Source organism: Spirulina sp. CCY15215 (assembly GCF_016888125.1).
GTDB lineage: Bacteria > Cyanobacteriota > Cyanobacteriia > Cyanobacteriales > Spirulinaceae > CCY15215.
In genome coordinates this window covers 1-19,988 of the sequence record NZ_JACSWA010000282.1, presented here as the reverse complement: position 1 = coordinate 19,988, position 19,988 = coordinate 1, and the positions used below count along the sequence as shown (strand labels likewise).

At 40.5% G+C, this 19,988-nt stretch carries 21 protein-coding genes; 9 read left to right on the top strand and 12 right to left on the bottom strand.

What is annotated here, in order from left to right; translation table 11 throughout:
* Nucleotides 1–117 precede the first annotated feature (117 nt).
* The gene (locus JUI58_RS03590; protein WP_204102374.1) at nucleotides 118–255 is read right to left on the bottom strand and encodes a hypothetical protein; all 138 of its coding nucleotides are present in this window, start codon (nucleotides 253–255) and stop codon (nucleotides 118–120) included.
* A 75-nt stretch (nucleotides 256–330) separates the two neighbouring features.
* Here JUI58_RS03590 and JUI58_RS03585 point away from each other — a divergent pair, with 75 nt between their 5' ends.
* Nucleotides 331–831 (top strand): hypothetical protein, encoded by a 501-nt coding sequence (locus JUI58_RS03585; protein WP_204102373.1) that lies wholly within the window; start codon nucleotides 331–333, stop codon nucleotides 829–831.
* Nucleotides 832–840: 9 nt separating this feature from the next.
* On the opposite strand, the gene JUI58_RS03580 is transcribed toward JUI58_RS03585, so the two are convergent.
* The 3 genes from JUI58_RS03580 to JUI58_RS26920 all read right to left on the bottom strand — a co-directional run bounded on the left by JUI58_RS03580 (nucleotide 841) and on the right by JUI58_RS26920 (nucleotide 1,866).
* Nucleotides 841–1,023, bottom strand: coding sequence for a hypothetical protein (locus JUI58_RS03580; protein WP_204102372.1), 183 nt, complete (start codon nucleotides 1,021–1,023; stop codon nucleotides 841–843).
* Nucleotides 1,010–1,363, bottom strand: coding sequence for a hypothetical protein (locus JUI58_RS03575; protein ID WP_204102371.1), 354 nt, complete (start codon nucleotides 1,361–1,363; stop codon nucleotides 1,010–1,012). Before JUI58_RS03575 ends, JUI58_RS03580 begins: the two co-directional genes overlap by 14 nt.
* 374 nt (nucleotides 1,364–1,737) lie before the next feature.
* Nucleotides 1,738–1,866 carry a hypothetical protein gene (locus tag JUI58_RS26920; protein WP_275414297.1) on the bottom strand — a complete coding sequence of 43 codons (129 nt, stop codon included), beginning with the start codon at nucleotides 1,864–1,866 and terminating at the stop codon, nucleotides 1,738–1,740.
* A 140-nt stretch (nucleotides 1,867–2,006) separates the two neighbouring features.
* Between JUI58_RS26920 and JUI58_RS03570 the strand changes: the two genes are divergently transcribed.
* The gene (locus tag JUI58_RS03570) at nucleotides 2,007–2,801 is read left to right on the top strand and encodes a type 1 glutamine amidotransferase (protein WP_204102370.1); all 795 of its coding nucleotides are present in this window, start codon (nucleotides 2,007–2,009) and stop codon (nucleotides 2,799–2,801) included.
* Between the two features lie 66 nt (nucleotides 2,802–2,867).
* Here JUI58_RS03570 and JUI58_RS03565 read toward each other — a convergent pair whose 3' ends face one another.
* The gene (locus JUI58_RS03565; RefSeq protein WP_204102369.1) at nucleotides 2,868–3,680 is read right to left on the bottom strand and encodes an SAM-dependent methyltransferase; all 813 of its coding nucleotides are present in this window, start codon (nucleotides 3,678–3,680) and stop codon (nucleotides 2,868–2,870) included.
* 127 nt (nucleotides 3,681–3,807) lie between these two features.
* Here JUI58_RS03565 and JUI58_RS03560 point away from each other — a divergent pair, with 127 nt between their 5' ends.
* Entirely contained in the window at nucleotides 3,808–4,554 is a 747-nt protein-coding gene (locus JUI58_RS03560; RefSeq protein WP_204102368.1) for a TIGR00297 family protein, read from the top strand.
* Nucleotides 4,555–4,772: 218 nt separating this feature from the next.
* Here the strand turns inward: JUI58_RS03560 and JUI58_RS03555 are convergent, their stop codons facing one another.
* From JUI58_RS03555 to JUI58_RS03545, 3 genes are read right to left on the bottom strand one after another with little or no spacing between them, the layout of a single operon-like run.
* Complete coding sequence (locus tag JUI58_RS03555; RefSeq protein WP_348539826.1) at nucleotides 4,773–5,237, bottom strand: phage holin family protein; 465 nt, start codon at nucleotides 5,235–5,237, stop codon at nucleotides 4,773–4,775.
* A 48-nt stretch (nucleotides 5,238–5,285) separates the two neighbouring features.
* Nucleotides 5,286–5,855: a hypothetical protein gene (locus JUI58_RS03550; RefSeq protein ID WP_204102367.1), complete on the bottom strand. Its 570-nt coding sequence runs from the start codon at nucleotides 5,853–5,855 to the stop codon at nucleotides 5,286–5,288.
* The gene (locus JUI58_RS03545) at nucleotides 5,852–5,998 is read right to left on the bottom strand and encodes a hypothetical protein (protein WP_204102366.1); all 147 of its coding nucleotides are present in this window, start codon (nucleotides 5,996–5,998) and stop codon (nucleotides 5,852–5,854) included. The genes JUI58_RS03550 and JUI58_RS03545 overlap by 4 nt, the downstream gene beginning before the upstream one ends.
* A 124-nt stretch (nucleotides 5,999–6,122) precedes the next feature.
* Between JUI58_RS03545 and JUI58_RS03540 the strand changes: the two genes are divergently transcribed.
* From JUI58_RS03540 to JUI58_RS03530, 3 genes are read left to right on the top strand one after another with little or no spacing between them, the layout of a single operon-like run.
* Nucleotides 6,123–8,177, top strand: coding sequence for an ATP-binding protein (locus JUI58_RS03540; protein WP_204102365.1), 2,055 nt, complete (start codon nucleotides 6,123–6,125; stop codon nucleotides 8,175–8,177).
* Between the two features lie 20 nt (nucleotides 8,178–8,197).
* Entirely contained in the window at nucleotides 8,198–9,307 is a 1,110-nt protein-coding gene (locus JUI58_RS03535) for a tRNA (guanine-N1)-methyltransferase (protein ID WP_204102364.1), read from the top strand.
* Between the two features lie 15 nt (nucleotides 9,308–9,322).
* Nucleotides 9,323–10,120, top strand: coding sequence for an FkbM family methyltransferase (locus JUI58_RS03530; protein ID WP_204102363.1), 798 nt, complete (start codon nucleotides 9,323–9,325; stop codon nucleotides 10,118–10,120).
* A gap of 10 nt (nucleotides 10,121–10,130) precedes the next feature.
* On the opposite strand, the gene bchM is transcribed toward JUI58_RS03530, so the two are convergent.
* From bchM to JUI58_RS03510, 4 genes are all read right to left on the bottom strand, one after another.
* Nucleotides 10,131–10,826: a magnesium protoporphyrin IX methyltransferase gene (gene bchM / locus JUI58_RS03525; RefSeq protein WP_204102362.1), complete on the bottom strand. Its 696-nt coding sequence runs from the start codon at nucleotides 10,824–10,826 to the stop codon at nucleotides 10,131–10,133.
* A gap of 122 nt (nucleotides 10,827–10,948) precedes the next feature.
* Nucleotides 10,949–11,563 (bottom strand): acyltransferase, encoded by a 615-nt coding sequence (locus JUI58_RS03520; protein WP_204102361.1) that lies wholly within the window; start codon nucleotides 11,561–11,563, stop codon nucleotides 10,949–10,951.
* 12 nt (nucleotides 11,564–11,575) lie between these two features.
* Nucleotides 11,576–12,583 (bottom strand): glycosyltransferase family A protein, encoded by a 1,008-nt coding sequence (locus JUI58_RS03515; protein ID WP_204102360.1) that lies wholly within the window; start codon nucleotides 12,581–12,583, stop codon nucleotides 11,576–11,578.
* A 43-nt stretch (nucleotides 12,584–12,626) separates the two neighbouring features.
* Nucleotides 12,627–13,430 carry a methyltransferase domain-containing protein gene (locus JUI58_RS03510; protein WP_204102359.1) on the bottom strand — a complete coding sequence of 268 codons (804 nt, stop codon included), beginning with the start codon at nucleotides 13,428–13,430 and terminating at the stop codon, nucleotides 12,627–12,629.
* A gap of 82 nt (nucleotides 13,431–13,512) precedes the next feature.
* Here JUI58_RS03510 and JUI58_RS03505 point away from each other — a divergent pair, with 82 nt between their 5' ends.
* The 3 genes from JUI58_RS03505 to dcm all read left to right on the top strand — a co-directional run bounded on the left by JUI58_RS03505 (nucleotide 13,513) and on the right by dcm (nucleotide 19,944).
* On the top strand, nucleotides 13,513–14,745 hold the full coding sequence (locus JUI58_RS03505) for a glycosyltransferase family 4 protein (protein WP_204102358.1): 1,233 nt from the start codon (nucleotides 13,513–13,515) through the stop codon (nucleotides 14,743–14,745).
* Nucleotides 14,746–14,799: 54 nt separating this feature from the next.
* A complete protein-coding gene (locus JUI58_RS03500; RefSeq protein ID WP_204102357.1) occupies nucleotides 14,800–18,855 on the top strand; it encodes a PAS domain S-box protein in 4,056 nt (1,351 codons plus the stop codon).
* Between the two features lie 102 nt (nucleotides 18,856–18,957).
* Entirely contained in the window at nucleotides 18,958–19,944 is a 987-nt protein-coding gene (dcm, locus tag JUI58_RS03495) for a DNA (cytosine-5-)-methyltransferase (protein ID WP_204102356.1), read from the top strand.
* Nucleotides 19,945–19,988: the final 44 nt, after the last annotated feature.

Below are 19,988 nucleotides of genomic sequence, written 5' to 3'. Positions count from 1 at the left end.
GCTTGCGCCCTTAATATTTGCTTGCGCCCTTAATATTTGCTTGCGCCCTTAATATTTGCTTGCGCCCTTAATATTTGCTTGCGCCCTTAATATTTGCGTCCATTCGATCGCCGAGTTTTATCGATCGACTCGAATTACCGCAGGTGTTGCGAGAATCGTTTCGCGGGGTTGGTAAAACTCGGTTAGCAAACCTGCGATCTGTAAGATTAAACTGGCGATCGCGATAACCAGATAACGACGTTCAAAGGAACTCATGGTTCTGTCTCCTTTTGCTCTAACTTGAGTTATCTTGATATTGACACGCCAATCTTGCACACTCTTGCACAGAGGGTGAAGAATACAAATCTCAGTTTGTGCAAAAATCTAAGTGCGGGGGGACAGGGAAAAACAACCCTGCAAATAATTAAAAATTATTGCGATAATCTTGAAAAAACAAATAAATATGTGCTTGAAATAAAAGTATTAAATATATTGTATTTGTATAATATTGGAATATGTAAAATCGATATTGGAGAATTTGAAGAAGGAATTAAATATTTACAAGAAGTTATTTTCAAAACCGAAAAATCAGATTTGTTATATAGTTACAATGTAAGAGCATTACTTAATTTAGCATCTTTGTTTGCTTCTACAGGAAAATCAAAAGAAGCCAGTAAATTAGCTGTAAAACTTGAGTCTGAAATTAATTATGTTGAATTAGGAGTTCGTAGTACAGCATATCGTTTTTACCATTTGGGAAAAATTTTTCAATATTTGGAAGACCTTGATAAATCTTTATATTATTACAGAAAAGCAAAGGAATATCGAAAGAATCTGCACCTCGATGAATAACTCATCTCATTAAATTTGATTATCTTTCTCCTGTAGAGACTGCCATAATTTCCCCAAAGAACTTTTAGCGATCAGCGATTGATAATACTTAATCTGTTCTTGATACGTGAGTGAATGAATATCTTTGTATATCTTCTCCTGACAATGCTCTCGATGAGCCATAAAATCGAAATCTAACTCAGTTGTTTTCATCGTATCCGACTCCTTGAGGTGAAATAATGGTTAAAATACCGTAACCATTTGCTAAATTAACTTGATTATAACCCCGAATTTTACCTAATCTAACAATATGTGTAAAATTCCATGAGACAATTGCACTAGCACGAGCAACTGTAGCAGCAGCTACATGACCTGCATCGTTAATCGATTTTTCCTTCACTACTCCTGCAGCAATATAAGCATCGCGCAGCATCAAAACTTCAGCCGTCAAAGGAAAATACTCAATCTGTTGGTCTGGAATGGTCATCAAAACATTTTGAACGTCTTGGGGAGCATTAGCAAGTTCTGCGAGTACCAGATCGCTCAAAAGCATAATAAACTGCCCATTATTAATTGCAGTAATTAAACGACGAGATTCTGCTGCTACAGTGGTGTTGTAGTATCCTCCAATAACTCACCCAATTAAAAGTGCAATCTGCTCTTTAATTGTTTGATTGTTCTACGATCGCTCATACAATTGTACATTAACTCTACAACAATCAACACGCTCGAGTAATGCGATCGCAAAAGAAATTGTATCTTGTATTCTCACGTGCTAAAATAAGCTGAATCCAACGCAATTCCATAAATAACTTACCTTATTAAAAGTGCGATATGATCGAGGAAAACAGAAAAACGATCGCAGAGAGTGCCTTTTAATCTTTGCTTTACAACTTAGCTCGATCGCTATAGTTTAAAACTTTCCCTTCAAACTGATAAATTATTCAAAGAATAGCGAACTCTTTTTAATCGTTGCTGTTGGCGATCGCTTTCCAGTTTGGTAATTATTTCAGCAAGTTCTAAATTTAACTCTTCCATTTCTATTGGACGTGACATAATTCTTTGTGTAAAACAATAACCAAAATTATTATAAGCGAAAAAATGCGATCGCATTCGTAACGTCATAAATTGCCGATCGCCCCTTAAAGCCCTAGAATTGCAAAGAAATCCCGCAAACTTTCAAGAAAAGATTGGCAATGGAATTAAAAATCGGCTGGTTGTATCCCAAACTAATGAGTACCTATGGCGATCGCGGTAACGTGATTTGCTTGCAACAGCGCTGTCAGTGGCGAGGTATTGACGCGGCGATCGTGCCTCTCGATCGCCAAAGCGAGGCCAGTCAATTCGATCTCGTTGATGTTATTGTCGGCGGTGGGGCGCAAGATCGCCAGCAAGAAATTGTCATGCGGGACCTACAAGGGGCAAAGGCAGAGAAATTTCGCGGCAAAATTGACGGAGGCACACCAGGAGTATTTACCTGCGGTTCCCCGCAACTTTTGGGCAAATATTACGAACCTGCCCTCGGGCAACGCATCGACGGGTTGGGGGTTTTCGATCTCGTTACCAAGCACCCTGGTATTGATGCCCCTCGCTGTATTGGCAATGTAGTTTTAGAAATTACAGCTTCTCCTCTTGCGGAAGAGTTGCGGGCAATATTGGGAGAAACTCCCATCGCTATCGGCTTTGAAAACCACGGAGGGCGAACTTATTTGGGCAATGTTGCCCCCCTGGGCAAGGTGATTAAAGGCTATGGCAATAACGGCGAGGATGGCTGGGAAGGGGCATTTTACGGCAATGCGATCGCCACCTATTCCCACGGTCCTTTGTTGCCCAAAAATCCTTTTATTGCTGACTGGCTAATTCAAACAGCCTTGCGTCACAAGTATCAAGAGGCAATTTCTTTAAGCAAACTTGACGACTCTCTTGCCTTGCAAGCTAGAAAAGCAATGTTTGAACGTCTCGATTGTGCCAATTTGGTTAATACCCTGTGAATTACTCTGACTAATAATAGTAGAGTTATTCCACTTTAGCGCGATCGCCGATCATTAAATATTAAATTATTTATGAGCCTGAATCAGAAAAGCTCGTGCGGAATTGTTACTATTGTGGGGAGGTAATACATTTTTAAAGCGTCCGAAATTGACTGCTAGTTCAGCAGGATCGATGATTTGAGCAGTCCAACCATACTGTTTGAGAAATCCTTCTGGATCGTCAACTCCAAACTGAAAGTAACCATTAAAAGGTTCGCAATTGACTGCTTGGCGATCGATCAAATCTAAACCCAATTGACTCCCTGGTGCTGTTAAGTCGAGTATATCCTGCATCAATCGATCGCATTGAGATGCTTCAAGATACATTAATAATCCTTCTAAGAGCCAAATCGAAGGGCGATCGCGTTGATAGCCTTGTTCTAGCAGTAAATGCGTCCAAGGTTGCGTTAAATCGGCGGCGATCGCGATGCGCTGGCAATTAGGAGAAACCCTGCCGATAATATTCTCTTTATACTCTAAAATACCAGCAAAATCTAGTTCGTAAAGACAAGTATTCTCTGGCCAAGAAAGACGATATGCTCGCGTATCCATTCCTGCTGCTAATATAACAACTTGGGAAATATTTGTCATGGCTTCTTGAAAAAAATCGTCAAATAATTTTGTGCGAATAGCGAGATAAGCTATATCGCGAGGGAGGGATTTTGTATTGGCAAAATTAAAAGCATCTTCTCCTGCTAATTGTGCAGCAAAAGGATCGCTAAAAAGTCGATCTTTTCTCGCTGTTTCTTTTGCCCTCAAAGCAGCCATAAGACGGGCAGAAAAAGGAATAAAGGCTTGGGGAATCAGTTTGCTAGAAGTGACTTTATTTTGTTGTTCCACAATTTCGAGAATGTTGGCGATCGCGTACCTTATAATTTTAATCTGAAATTAACCTGCTTTAACCAAAACTTGAGGTTTGTTCCTTTGGGGCGTATATTAGAAGCGTGTCCTATCAATTCTCAAACCTATGAATATTGATTGGTTTAACCCTTGGGTTGTCGCGATCGCCCTCAACACAATTTTACTAGGTTTTGCCTTTATTTCGCCTAAAAAACTCTTGACTCCTTGGGGCTATTTGCACGCATGGATTCTTGGGGTTATTATTTGGGGAACTCTTGCTTGGCAAGGGTATCTCGTAGTAATGTTTTATTTTCTCGTTGGATCGGGAGTAACGCGCATCGGTAAAGCAGAAAAAGAAGCCGCAGGAATTGCCGAAGGGCGATCGGGTTTGCGGGGTCCGGAAAATGTTTGGGGATCGGCGTTAATTGGCACCCTATGCGCTTTAGGAACTCTTCTTGTTAGCGAACCTTGGCAAGGATTATTTATATTAGGTTATATTGCCAGTTTTTGTACCAAACTTTCCGATACTTGTGCGTCCGAAATTGGCAAGGCTTATGGAAAACGAACTTTTTTAATTACTACCTTAAAACCCGTTCCTCGCGGTACAGAAGGAGCAGTAAGTTTAGAAGGAACTCTAGCTGGAATTGTCGCTTCTGCTGCGATCGCCTTTCTCGCCTGGGGGTTGAATACCATTTCTCCTTTCGGGATTCTTTGGTGTATTCTTGCTGCCTTTATTGCTACCAATTTAGAAAGTGTTATCGGGGCAACTATACAAGAAAAATTTACTTTCTTAACCAATGAAGTTGTAAATATTATTAACACCTTAATTGGCGCGATCGCAGCAATTTTAATGGCTGTTCTTTTCCTCAAATAGAGCAAAAATTGCTAATCAACAAATATTTTTCAGAAGATATTTTCTGTTTTACTATTGAGAGAATAGCCTTATAGCCCGATCCGCCAGGGATTGAAAATCCCTGTCTCATACAAAAAATCCATTGAAATGGATTAGGGTTATAGCGATCGCCCTTACCCGCCAAAAAATCCTTGACAGACCACTAGGGCAGGCAATACCTATACCTACCCTATAAGACTTTAACCGAAAGTAGGAAAGATTCGGAGCAAGATCGAGTTGAGAATTGAATTAATAATTCCCAAAGCGATCGCGCCTAATAAAGCACTCCATATCCCCCAATTGAGCCGAAATCCTTCGACTAATTTAGCAGTAATTCCAAAAATAAAGGCATTCAAAAATAGTGTAAAAATGCCAAGAGTCAGAATAGTAATAGGTAGTGTCAAAACAAACAAAACAGGCTTGACTAAGCCATTAAGAAGTCCTAGGATAACTCCCGCCCAAATTGCTTTTTCCGTACTATCTATTTCAATTCCTAGCGGTAAGCGAGAAATAATGAGCAAACTTACCGCCGTCACTAAAGCCGTAACAAGAAAGCCAATAATCATTGCCATAATTTTCGTTTTCCCTGAATTTAAGACGATTAACGATCGCGATTCTAGCTTATTTTTCCTGCGATCGACAGAAAAGGGTGCTAAATTTAACACCCCTTCTGTAAAGTTTTCTAACTGATTTTATTTCTCATTCTTTTGCCATTAATTTTGACGAAACTCAATGATATTACCAAAAGGATCGACTCGACAAAACCCCGATTGTCCCGCAGGACTATTCCAATTAACGATCGCATTTCCCCCTGCATCAACAGAAGAAGATTCCACATTGACGTTATTAGCTTGTGTCCCTGCTAACCTTGCAGCAACCTCATTTTGGCAACTATTGAGGAGTCCCGTTGATGTGGACGGTTGAGAGGAAGTTGAAGGCTGTGGAGAAGAAGGTTGAGGAGAAGAAGGCCTAGGAGAAGAAGGTCTAGAAGAAGAAGGAGGAATTGTCCGTTCAGGAGTAGAACTTGGTGCATTGCGAGGAGTGCATTTTCCTCGCCAACTGCTAAGAACCCCTCGCGAATTTTCCTCTACATCATTCCCTAAATACCCCCAAGCCATCGCCCGGTTCATCCCTTGGCGTTCTCGTTGTCGTCCACGACCGGTTTCAACGATACAATCGTATAAAACTTCATTTTGGGCGAAAGTGGGTAAGGGAGGAATAGCACCCATGATTAGAGTTGCTGTCGTTAAAGTCAAGACCAGTGTTTTAATGCGATCGCTCACGTTTTTTCTCCTTCCCAAACAAAACAATATTTTCTTTCAGGACGTTTGTAGTCGGGTAATCTGTTCCCAGTGCGATCAATTCGCGATCGCGAAATCGCATCTTTTTCCCATTCCTTTAGTTTTCTCTCCCGATCGCGTGCCACAGTTCTGTAAAATAGCTAACATCTAGTCTGAGTTTCTTTCCGGAGCATTGCATCAGCAAAGTGCATCTGTTTTAAAGATACTCATTTTTGTGCATCTTAATATATACACAAAAAAATTACTTGAATGATTTTTTCTCGCTATAATTTTATTATTCGTCTCACTATCGTTATTTTTGCGATCGTTGTCTCAATTCTTTTTTATTGGCAACTTCAATTTCAATACTATGCTGAAATTAATTTAGTTCGAGAACGAGTTCAAGAAGCAGCAATTCAAGTTGATGAATCGATTAAAACGACGGCAGATTATGTCGAACAAATGCAGGTAAGAGCGAATTCTTTTTACGAAATTGGTCAAATTGGAATCGCCGAATCTCTTCTCTTTGATAATTTAAAAGAAACGGAAGAAAAAGGACAAATATCCTATAATTTAAACAGGATTCCACCACCTTATACCGATCGCTTAATTGGCAATTTAACGGGATTGGGAACTCTGCGCGATCGCGACTACAATTTTTATCGAGAAATTGGGATGGCATTTGCCCTCAATCCTTTATTTCAGACTGCGTTAAAGGTTATTCCTAATGATATTCGTGCTTATTATCTCTCTCAAGAAAAGTTTATTAACCGTTTTCCTTGGGTTAATTCGCAAGATTTTCAGTTCCACACTGATTTATTAGCATCGGAAATGTATGAGCGATCGCTGCCGAAAAATAATCCCGATCGCGAACAATTTTGGACAACAGCTTATCTCGATCCAGAGAATAATAATATTAGCGTGACTTGTGCTGCTCCTGTTTATGAAGAGAACGAATTTCGCGGAACAATTGCTCTTGATGTTACTCTAGATGAATTGAGTAAAATTTTAGAAAAATCAAAGTTTAGCCAGGGAAGATTATTTTTGATTAATAATGGTGGACAAGTCTTAGCTTCTCCTGAAAATCTCAACAATCCTACTCTTGAAATTCAATCCTTGTGGAATCTTATTTCTGTAAATTTAAGAGAAAAAGTGTATCAGTTTCTACAAGGAGAAAACTTAGATAGTCAAGAATTCGGACAATATTTATTTCTGCATTCTAATTTACATCAAGCTCCTTGGTCTTTAGTCTTTTTTGCTCAAAAAGTCGATATTTTAATGCCCATTTTAACTCAACTGGGATTAGGTTGGGGTCTTCTCTTAATTGGTTTAACTTTAATGCTGGCGATCGCCAATCAAATTATTGCAGGAGAATTTATTATCCCAGCTAACCAACTCATTCGGTATATTGAGCAATCTAGCCAGAATAAAAATCCAGAAATCCCTGAAAATATTACTCGAGATTGGTTGCTTTGGTTTGAAACAATTTCGCATATTTTTCAAGAAAACCAACAAATGACAGCAGAGTTAGTCCAACAAGAAAAAATGTCTAGCTTGGGACAACTTGTTGCAGGAATTGCCCATGAAATAAACAATCCTGTTAATTTTATTTACGGCAACTTGGCTTATGTTAGGAATTATGCTGAGGATTTATTAAAATGTATCGATCTCTATCAACAAGAATATCCAAATCCGACTTCTAAAATCAAGGAACAGCAATACGAAATTGATTTAGAATTTTTAGAGGCAGATTTACCTAAACTTATTGATTCAATGGAAGTTGGTGCCGATCGCATTCGGGAAATTGTTGTTTCATTGCGTAATTTTTCCCGACTTGATGAATCAGATAAAAAACGAGTGAATATCCATCAAGGAATTGAAAGTACCCTAACTATTTTGGAAAATCGTCTCTATCTCCCAGCAACCCAAGAAACTATTGAAGTTCGTCGCAATTATGGGGAGTTACCTTTAGTTGAATGTTATGCAGGTCAACTTAATCAAGCCTTTTTAAATATCATTAGTAATGCGATCGACACTTTACAGGAATCAGAAAAAGAGTTAAAATATATTAAAATCGAAACATCTGTAAAAAATTCAACCTATATTTATATTAAAATTGCTGATAATGGCATGGGAATTAATGAAGAGACGCAACATCGTATTTTTGAGCCTTTCTTTACGACAAAACCTGTCGGTCAAGGAACGGGTTTGGGATTATCTGTCAGTTATAAAATCATTGTAGAACGGCATCAGGGAAAATTAAAGTGTCATTCTACCCTAGGAGAAGGGACAGAATTTATCATTGAAATTCCTGTAGATAATTGATGTTTAATTGATGTTTTTTTATGATACAGGAAGAAGGAAAAGCACAATTTAGCATAGGAAAGGCATTTTTTCGCCCAGAAAGCCGTATTGTTCGAGATTTAGGGGTTTTAGCGGCGGCAATTTATCGACAAGAAATGGGACAATTACGAGTATTAGAAGCAATGGCGGGTTGTGGAGTACGGAGTTTGCGCTATTGGTTAGAAAGTGGGGCTAATTGGCTTTTAACCAACGAAGGAAACCCCGATCGCCGATCGCTACTGGAAGCAAATTTACACGCAGCGATCGCCTCCCAACAATGTCAAGTCACCTGTGAAAATGTCCACCGTCTCTTTTTTCGCTGTTTCGATCGCAAAGACTATTACGATCTCGTCGATGTTGATGGTTTTGGGTCTGCTGCACCTTATTTAAGTACGGCACTTTGGGCGACCAAAATTGGGGGTCTAATTTATATCACCAGTACAGACGGACGCACCGGAACCGGACACCTCCCCCAAAATAGTTTAGCCAATTATGGCGCTTATGCCCGTTCTCATCCCGCCGCCCAAGAACAATCTTTACGCTTAATTATTGGCGCAATGCAGCAACAAGCAGCGAGTCAAGGAAGAGGAATTGAACCTATTTTTTCCTTTTATATAGGGGAAACTTATCGGATAATGGTGCGTTTATTGTCTCAACAACAAATCACCCCTGAAAACTATGGTTTTTTGGGCTATTGTCACGCTTGTGGGGAATATAAGACTATTTCTTGGCGCAAATTGGGACAATGTATTTGTTCGTGCGATCGTACTCCTTTAACTCTAACTGGTGCAATGTGGTTGGGGGTTTTACACGATCGCCTTACCCTCAAAAAAATGCAAGATTTAGCGAGAGAATGGGGTTGGAATGCTTGTGTAAAATTGTTGGAAATTATGATAGGAGAAGCAGATTTTCCGCCTTATTTTTATACATTAGGGGAAATAGGGCGACGCGGAAAAATGGATATTCCCCCGCGATCGCGTCTCATTGAAGCCTTAAAAAATAGAGGCGATCGCGCTACCATTACTCACATTAACCCAGAAGCGATTAAAACCGATGCAGATATGGTAACTTGTATCAAAGTAGCACGATCTCTGAACAGTAAATTACCATAGCATAAAAAACTCAAAATGCAACAAGTAAAATTTAAGGCCGCCGAGGCGATCGAAATGGTACAAAGAAACATAAAAAGTTCGATCGCGTTGATGAACATATCTATTGCTTCAGAGTACAGCAAGTTAGGCAAAACCAACAAAATCGTTAATATTTCTGGCATAAAAATGCCAATTCCACCAGAGTTACAGAGGAAACCTTTAGAAATATTACATTGGCAGTATTCTTATGAACGGGAAGAATTGAAAATTGTCAAAGCAATATTGCAAGAAGGCGATCGCGTTATGGAACTTGGTACAGGATGGGGATTTCTCTCCACCTATTGCGCCCAAATAGTCGGTTCTGATAATGTTTTTACCTATGAAGCAAATCCTGCCTTAGAACTGTATATTCGTCAAGTTTATGAACTCAACCAGGTTTCTCCCCAAGTCAATTTTTGCCTTTTAGGAGAACAAGCTGGAGAACAAGATTTTTATGTTTCAAAACGGTTTTGGTCTTCTTCATTAATTCAAGTTCGCAAAACCGATCGCCTGATTCAAGTTCCTGTTAAACCCTTCAATAAAGAAATTAAAAAAAATAACCCCAATGTTCTAATTGTTGATATTGAAGGTGGAGAATATAACCTCATGCAATATGCCGATCTCTACAACATCGAGAAAGTCATTATGGAGGTTCACAAAGAAGTAATCGGGACTGAGAAAATCAAATTTGTGTGTTCTCAATTACAAGATAGAGGGTTCAAAATCAACGAAAAATTATCAACTCAGCGAGAACTATATTTAGAGAGAAGACTGGATTCAAATGATAACATTTAACTGTTATCATTTAACTGTTTTTCCGCACCGCTTCAAGTAAATAGGAGAAATAAAAACGAGTTCCTATCATCTCTTTGCGCTTAATTATAAAACCTTTCTGTTCCAATATATCTATAATATCAAACTTATGGTGCATATAAGCGCGGGTCGTTTTACTCGGTCCTGGAAACAATTCGCCAACCTTTTTCAATAGCATTAAACAAACTGTAAACGGTGCAAAACTTAAAATGAGACGAGATTCTGCTAAACTGGCTAAATGCCCTAACATTTGTTCGAGTTCCTTGGGGGGATAATGAATGAGAACATCCAAACAAATAACCGTGTGATATTTTCCCTCAACTGTTTCTAGATCGTGGGTTTCCAAAATCAGTTTACTTGTATCAGGAAGACTTTTTTCGGCTCTTTCTTTCGCTTCTCCCACCATTTTTTCTGAGATATCGCTGGCATATACCGTCGCCCCAGCTTTAGCAAGGGGAATGCTCAAACTTCCTACCCCACATCCTGCATCAAAAACCGACAATTCGGCAATATTACCATCTTCTCGCAACCAGGAGAGAACGCGATCGATGGTTTTCTGGTGTCCATTGCGGATATCCAGTTGAACTTTGCTGATATCATCGCCATCGCCATAAATTCTGCGCCAGCGATCGAATCCTTTGCTATTAAAGTAATCTTTAACGATGGTTTTGTCGTCTATAGCTTGCATTAATCCCTCGTTCCTATATTTTCGTCACAAGCTATCACTCTATCAGCTTTTGTGTCATTTTTTGACATTTTCTGATGGTTGCGATCGTAGAGAATTGAGAACATGGATGTAAAAACAAACCTCTATTTCGTTTTACTCTCTCCTCTTTGACCCACTACTTTACCGGGGACACCAACGACAATAGAATAAGGTTTTACGCTTTTTGTCAGGACTGTACCTGCACCAATTACTGAACCTTTACCGATTATACAACCATCTAAAATTTTAGCTCCTGCTCCAATCCAAACATCATCTTCAATGGTAATTCCTTTCTTTGTTAAGCCTTGTTTGAAAATTGGTATATCTGGATCGTCAAACTTGTGATTGGATGGGACAATTACTGTATGAGGTGAAATTCTGACACAATTTCCGATTGTTAAACCACCTTGACCATATAAAACACAAAAGGGATTGATACTACAATCATTGCCGATTTTGATATTTCCTCCATAACATTTAATAATAACAGAAATACCAACATTAGTGCGATCGCCAATTTTGAGGGATGTTGTAGATGATTCACAAAAAATAGTTGCAGATCTACCCACCATAACATTATTACCAATGAAAATGTTTTTGGTTATCCCATGAATTCGAGATTGAAGACTGAGTTTTGACCCTTTTCCCAGTTTACCCAGTTTCAAGCGTTGATAAAAGGAAATAATATCCCAAATACTTTCTTTAATAGATTCTTTCACGCACATACTCCTTTAAATTAAATTTATCTTCTGAGTTCCAACTTTTTTCTTTGTTAATTTCCACTTCATCAGTTTTCCCAAAGCGCGAAAAGAACCATAAAATGAAAACAGAAATAAATTCCAAAAATAGCCATATTGTGGAAAGTATTTGATCAGTAAAAAATCTGAAGCAACATGAAACCGAGGGGGTTTCAACTTCGGATCTTTATCAACAAAACGAATTTGTTCTGGATCTGGCATCCAATGACCGATCGCGCTCTCTTTTTGGTAAAAATATGCTTGGAAAAATAAACCCACAAGGCGATCGAAAGCGGAACTAGGAACCCAAGTTAAACTGCCTAAAATTTTCGTCGATCGCGATATTTCTGGCAATATCTGTTGTAACATAGAATTATTCCAAATCTTATTATTAAAGTTCTCAATATGAGGTCCGCGAGCATCCCGTCGCTTAGTAATAGGATTTCCTTCGGCATCTCGTCGATCTAAAAAAACAATAAATAAACCGATGAAAGGAATCAATAAACGCCAGTCTAAAGCATTTTCTAAGGGAGCGATAGTAATGGTTTGTAGGGTAATAGAGCGGGTTTCTGGGGTACTTCTATCCAAAACTTTTAAAGAGTTGAGATCGGGAATAGGCGGCCATTCTGCTTTAACTTTTTCTGGTTCATTCTGGTCAATTTTATTACTTTTAAGACGTAAAACCCAACTTTCGGGAAACTTTTGAAAATAACCCTTGGCTAACTCTAAGATATTGGGATGGACAAAATCATCATCATCGAGAGCTAATACATACTCTCCCGTTGCATTTAAAAAGCCCAGAAATCTTTGCATCATTTCCCCTTTGTAGGGACTGACAATTGTTTTAACTCTTGTATCGGCGATCGCCTTGATCGGGACACCAGGATAATAAACTAAAACAAATTCAAGATCGCCACGAACATTTAATAATTGTTCTAACCAATAATCAGAAAAATTGCCTCGGGTTGGTGTAACAATGGAAAGAAAAGATTTTTCTGGCATGATTTACCCCTTACAGATAAAAGATTTCTCCATTTTGCATTGATTAGGCTGGACGGGTCATTAAAACAGCCATTCCTTTATGAAGTTTTCGCTGTAAGGGTGCAGGTAATGATTGGGTAAAAGACTCTGTAGCATCGACCATTGATTTAGGGAGAATTTTGAGCAAAAATTCTAGTTTAATATGTCCGTTTGTCAAAGAATTGGTAAATAAACAAAATTCAACAATTTTTAGTCCTGCTTGTTCGACTAAGGGAGGAATTTCATCAGAATGGAGTAAGAAAATATGACCATCGGAATTAGGATTAAACTGTAATTCTTCGTATTGCGACGGATCGGGACAGTCAGAAAACTTGGGAAGATTGTGACGAATATATTCGCCATTGGGTGTGGTCATAACAATATAACCTCCAGGTTTTACCAATTGGGAAATCTTCTGGAGAAACTCATCGGGATGGGCAACGTGTTCGATAATTTCTGTAATCACGACTACATCAAAACAAGCATCAAAGCCTAACTCAAATAAGTTACCTGGGGCATAATGAACAATACCTTTTTCATGTTTAAGTTTGACATAATCGATTAAATCTGCTCGTAAATCGTTCCATGTTACCTCGTAACCCAACTCTGCCAGCCAAAGAGTGTAATTTCCTTGGGATGCAGCCACATCGAGAATTTTAGCAGGAGGTGCAGCAACTTTTTGAATTAAATCAATGACTACTTTGCGGCGATTATTGTAAGCATAGGTATGACCGAGAATGCGGCGATCGCCATAAATTTCCAGTTGGTCGTAATAATTGACCTCTTGCCAGCTTACAGGGGCATTTGCGGGAATGGTGACTTTTTTCATAATTGAAGAATAACAGGAAAAAAATAGCGAGTCAAAATTTGCCTATGATAAAAAAGAGTTCAATACATTTACCCCTAGATTGATGAATATTTTAATGATTTCTTCCACCTTTCCCTATCCACCCAGTCGCTCGGGAACGGAAGTTAGAACCTTTAATCTGGTCAAAGCCTTGCAGCACAATCATTCTATTACTCTGGTCGCCCAACGATCGCCCGATGTGAGCGATCGCGACATCGAAGAACTCAAAAACTTGGTCGAGGATTTAATTATATTTCCCCTCCCTCCCGATGAAATCCCGCTTCAAGGAATTGCCGGAATATGGGCAAAAGGCAGGCGTTTTCTGGAGTCTTTGATTAAAGGTATTCCCCCCAACGTTTTACACCGTTATTCCCCCGAAATACAAGCCTTGGTCGATCGCTATGTTAAAGAGGGGAAATGCGATGCCATTACCTGCGAGCATAGTGCCAATGCGGTGTATATTCGCCCCCAATTTCGCGATCGCGTAAGAACCCTTGTTAACGTCCACAGTTCCATGTACTGGGGAACAATTAACTATATCAAAATGGGAGCATCGGAAAATCCCCAACGCGATCGCCTCTATCTTCCCATTCTCTATCGTTACGAAAAACACTACTGCGACACCTGCGATCGTGTTGTTGTGACAACCGAGGACGATGCACGACAATTGCAGCAACTCAGTCCCAACGCCAAAATTGAAGCAATTCCCAATGGAGTTGATCTGGAATTATTCCCCTATCGCAGCACAGATCCAGGGGGACAAAATTTAATTTTTGTCGGCTCGATGGACTTAACTCACAACATCGATGCTGCCCGTTTTTTCGTCCTTAAGGTTTTACCTCAACTGCGAGAAAAATACCCCGATGTTACTTATAGCATCATCGGTAATCGTCCCACCCCAGAAGTTTTAGCTTTAGCCGAATATCCTGGGGTTATTGTCACCGGAAGAGTTCCCTCAATGGTAGAGTGCCTCCATCAAGCCACAGTTTGCGTCGTTTCCCTACAAACTGGCTTCGGAATCAAAAATAAAACCATCGAAGCAATGGCCGCAGGAGTTCCCGTTATTGGTAGCGATCGCGGGCTAGAAGGTTTAGAAATAGAAGGGGATAAGATTCCCTTAAGGGCTTTAAGAACAAATACCGTCGAAGAATATATAGGGGCGATCGCTCGTCTTTTTAGCGACCCCGATTTACGCCAAACCCTCTCTCAAAATGGTCGCCAACTCATCGAACAAAATTATACTTGGAAAGGAGCCGGTCAAAAATATGAGCAAGCGTTGAGGGGAAATGATGAATGATGAACGATGAACGATGAATAATCACCTAAGAATCAACAAACCCTATCAAGTCCGATGCAAGATTTATTGCAAGTTGTTATCGAACAATCTCCTGTTGCTCTAGCCTTGTGCGATCGCGAAATGCGTTATCTTTTGGTGAGCCAGTGTTGGTTGGAGGATTATGGCTTAAAGCACGATATTATCGGTCAATCCTATTACCATACTTTTCCTCATCTACCCTCCCATTGGCAGGATATTCATCAACGCTGTTTAGCAGGAGCAACAGAACGAGGACAAGCTGAACCCTTACAATTGTTGGATGGCCGAACCGAATGGGTTGAATGGGAGGTGAAACCGTGGCACAGGGATACAGGAGAAATTGGCGGTGTAATATTGCATTCTCGCTTCGCTGGCGATCGCCTCAAAGCCGAAATTTCTTGGGTTGAGATTTTCCAAAATTATCCCTCTATGATTTGCCTCGCAGGATTTGATGGTTATTTCCAGCATCTTAACCCCGCTTGGGAAGCAACCCTCGGCTGGAGTGAGGAAGAACTGACCAGTAAACCCTTTCTCGAATTTGTCCATCCTAGCGATCGCGAAGCCACCGTTAAAATCGCAAACGACCTCGCTGCAGGCAAGAAAATCGTCAGTTTTGAAAATCGCTATCTTTGTCAAGATGGTACTTATAAATGGCTTGCTTGGACTTGTACCGCACTATTAGAACAGGATAAAATCTATGCTGTTGCTCGGGATGTTACCGATCGCAAACACGCCGAAGCTCAACTGCAACACCACCAAGACTTATTACAACAGGTTCTCGATACCACCCCCAATTGGCTCTTTGTTAAAGATAGCGAAGGGGTGTATATCCTCGCCAATCGCGCTTTAGCAGAAGCCTTAGACGTGAATGCTGAGGAAATTATTGGTAAAAAAGATGAAGATTTATTTGCTCCAACCCCCCAGATCGAACGCTTCCAACAAGAAAATTTAGAAGTTTTAACGACCCTGCAAGAAAAAATCATTTCTGAAGATCGCGCGATCGCCATCAAAGGAAAAACCTTTTGGACAGAAACCATTAAGCGTCCCTTATTTTTACCTGGAGATACTGCACCTCACGTTCTCATCTCCATTACTGACGTTACCCAGCGCAAGAAAATCGAACAAGCCCTACGTCAAAGTGAACGTCGTTACCAAGTCCTCGCGGAAACCTCCCCCGTGGGGATTTTTCATACCGATCGCCAAGGACATTGCATTTACGGCAACCAACAAGCCTGTATTTTAACAGGATTGACCCCTCAAGCCATTTTAGGGATGGGTTGGTTCAATGCCATTCACCCAAAGGATCGTCGGCGAGTCTTGCGGGAATGGCATCTCATGGACACAGAAGCCTCAGCCACCCTCCTAGAGGAACGTCAGTTATTTCAATCAGAATTTCGTTTTCTGCGTTCTGATGGCTCGATTCGGTGGGTTTACGCCCAAGCCTGTGCCATCAGCGATGCCCACGATCGCACGAACATTACCGGCTATGTTGGCACCTGCACCGATATTACCGATCGCAAACAGGTGGAAAATGCCCTGCAAACCTCCGAACAAGACCTCCGCACCATTTTTAATGGGGTTTATGATGCTATTTTTATCCACGACCTCGAGGGGAATATCCTTGAGGTTAACGATCGCACCCTATCTTTATTTGGCGTAACTCACCAAGAAGCCAGCCAATATGCGATCGCCGATTATACTGCTTGCGAAGCCGACATCGAACAACTCCCCGAAATTTGGCATCGCGCCCGAGAAGGGGAAGAATTGCAATTTGAATGGCAAGCAAAAAGCCCCAAAGAGGAAACCAAACTTGATGTAGAAGTGCGCTTGCGGCGCATTATCCTCCACGATCAAACCGTTATCCTCGCTACCGTTCGCGATATTACCGAACGGAAAAAAGCCGAGAAGGAAATGCAAAAATTAGCGGCTTTGGTGGAAAATAGCTCGGATTTTATCGGTATAACTAGCCTAGAAGGACAGAGTATTTTTCTCAATGCGGCCGGACTGGAATTAGTGGGACTCGAATCCCTCGAAGCAGCCCAAAAATATAGCCTAGCCGACTATCTTCCCATTGAAGATCGGGGGCTATTTGAGCGGGAAATTTTACCGAAACTCCTCGAAAGAGGGTCTTGGCGAGGAGAATTTCGCTTCCGCAATTTTGCGACCCAACAAATCATTCCTGTGGATAGTACGCTGTTTACGATTCGCTCTTCTCGCACCGGAGAACCCTTGGCTTTTGCCAGTGTGACCCGAGATCTCAGCGATCGCGTGCGGGTTTCCACAGAACTCACCCGCTATAAACAAGCCGTAGACAGTGCCAGCGACGCGATCGCCATTGCCGATGCCAGTGGTTCGATCCTGTATATCAACCGCGCTTTTTGTCAACTCTATGGCTGCGAAACTGTCTCTCAATTGCGACGTTGGGGGGGAATTTCCAGTTTGTTTAACGACCCTTCGGCGATCCAAGGTCTGTTTACTACAGTAATGAGTGGGAGGACTTGGAGCCATGAAGTTGAACAACAGTCTTTAACGGGAGATGTTTTGCAAGTCTTTTTGCGGGCAAATGCTATTCTGGACAGACATCAAGAGATTGTCGGTTTAGTAACCATTGCTACGGATATTAGCGATCGCAAGCGATCGGAAATTGCCCTAATCGAGTCCAAACAGCGCTTACAAGAACAAGTCGAACGGGAAAGACTCCTCAATTCCCTCTCCAATCAAATTCGCAGTTCCCTGGCCACACCGGAACAGGACATCATTGAATTAGCACTCCAGGAAATTCGTCATTTTTTGAACATCGATCGCGTTTATTTTGTTTTGCATTCGATAACAGAGGAAGGGGAATATTGGGATGTTGTCGCGGAATCTCGCAGTGAAGATGTTTCTAGCATTATTGGTCGCTATCCTGTCTCCAGTATCGGCTCTTTGGCCGAGAGAATCTTCCAAATGGAAATAATTCGCGAACCGGATGTGACTTGGGTTGAAGAGCCGATCTTTCGCCAACTTCTTGAAGAATTAAATATTAAATCGATCCTCAATATTCCCATGCGTATTTCTGCGGATACTATTGCTATTATTGGCTGCAACCAAAATCGTTCCATTCGTTCTTGGAGTGATCCTGAAGTTGAACTTTTGGTTGCGGCGATCGGTCAATTGGCGATCGCCATAAACCAGTCTCAATTATTTGCCAAAGCGACAGAATCCGCCGCGATCGCTCGGGCTAAAGCGGAGGAACTAGAAACAACTTTAAAGGAATTGCGTCGCACCCAAACTCAACTCATTCAAACCGAAAAAATGTCCAGTTTAGGGCAGTTGGTCGCGGGAGTTGCCCACGAAATTAATAATCCCGTGAATTTTATTTATGGTAATCTCAATCATGCCGATAATTACTTGCGCGATGTTATCGGTTTGCTCGATCTCTACCAAACTCACTATCCTCAACCCGTCCCAGAAATTGTCGAAGAAATGGAGGCGATCGAGCTAACTTTTTTATTAGAAGATTTGCCCAAATTATTTACTTCTATGCAAACGGGAGCCGATCGCATTCGGGAAATTGTGATTTCTCTCCGCACTTTCTCTCGCATGGATGAATCTGAGAAAAAATCCGTCGATATTCACGCTGGAATTGAAAGTACATTAACCATTTTACAAAGCCGCTTGAAGGCCAAAAGCGATCGCCAAGCTATTGAAATTATACGGGAGTATGGCGACTTGCCAAAAATTGAATGTTATGCCGGACAATTAAATCAAGTGTTTATGAATATTCTCAGTAATGCTCTCGATGCTTTGGAGGAATGCGATCGCACTGATGAGGGAGTTCAAAATCAACCCAGTACCATTCGCATTCGCACGCAAATTATTGACAGTAAAAAGTTAGAAATTAGCATTGCTGACAATGGTTCTGGAATACCAGAAGAGATTCAACAACGCTTGTTCGATCCCTTTTTTACGACCAAGGAAATCGGCAAAGGAACCGGTTTAGGTTTATCCATTAGCTATCAAATTGTCACGGAAAAACACGGCGGTACTTTAGAATGTATTTCAACTTTCGGAACAGGAACAGAATTTTTAATAACTATCCCCTTTCAATAAATAACAATTTTGGCAAAATTCAGGAAAGGCGATCGCCAAATTAATTGGCAGAAAATTACAACAATCGTGCTATAATAAAAGATTCAATATTAATCTGAGAAGATGACATCAAAATTCTATACATTTATCGAACTTTTTGCAGGTATTGGAGGCTTTAGAATCGCTCTAGATAATCTCGGCTGTCAAAGCGTTTTTTCATCAGAATGGAACAAGTTTTCTCAACAAACTTACAAAGAGAATTTTGAGGGAGAGATTTTTGGAGATATTAGCAAAATCCCAGAACAAGATATTCCCGATTGCGATATTTTAACGGCTGGTTTTCCCTGTCAACCCTTTAGTATTGCTGGCGTTACCAAACATAATGCCCTTGGTTCAAAACATGGATTTGAACACAAAACCCAAGGAACATTATTTTTTGAAATTGTTCGCATTCTGAAAGAAAAAAGACCCAAATGTTTCATTTTAGAAAACGTCAAAAACTTGCAAAGTCATAATAAAGGCGAGACATTTGGAATAATTACAAAAACCTTAGAAGCAGAATTAGGTTATCAAATTTACCATCAAGTTTTAGATGCGCGTTCAGTTGTACCGCAAAACCGCAAGCGCATTTTTATTGTGGGTTTCTCTGAACCGACTGAGTTTAATTTTCCTGAATTGTCCAATCTTAACCCCAAAGTAAAAGATATTTTAGAAACCGAAGTAGCAGAAAAATATACATTATCCGATCGCCTCTGGGAATATTTACAAAATTATGCAGAAAAACATCGCATAAAAGGCAATGGTTTTGGTTATGGTTTAGCCGATCTAGAAGGAATTTCGCGAACACTCAGTGCAAGATACTATAAAGATGGTGCAGAAATTTTAATTCCCCAAGCAGGCAAAAATCCGCGCCGTTTAACTCCTCGAGAATGTGCAAGATTAATGGGATTTCCCGATAATTTCAAAATCCCAGTTTCCGACAATCAAGCCTATCGGCAATTTGGTAATGCTGTTGTGCCGCAGGTTGTTCAAGCCATTGGAGAGGAAGTTTTAAAAAGTAGGGGTTTGGTCTCCAAACCCAAAGATTCTGATAAAAGCATCCAATTGTAGGGGTTTGGTCTCCAAACCCAAAGATTCTGATAAAAGCATCCAAT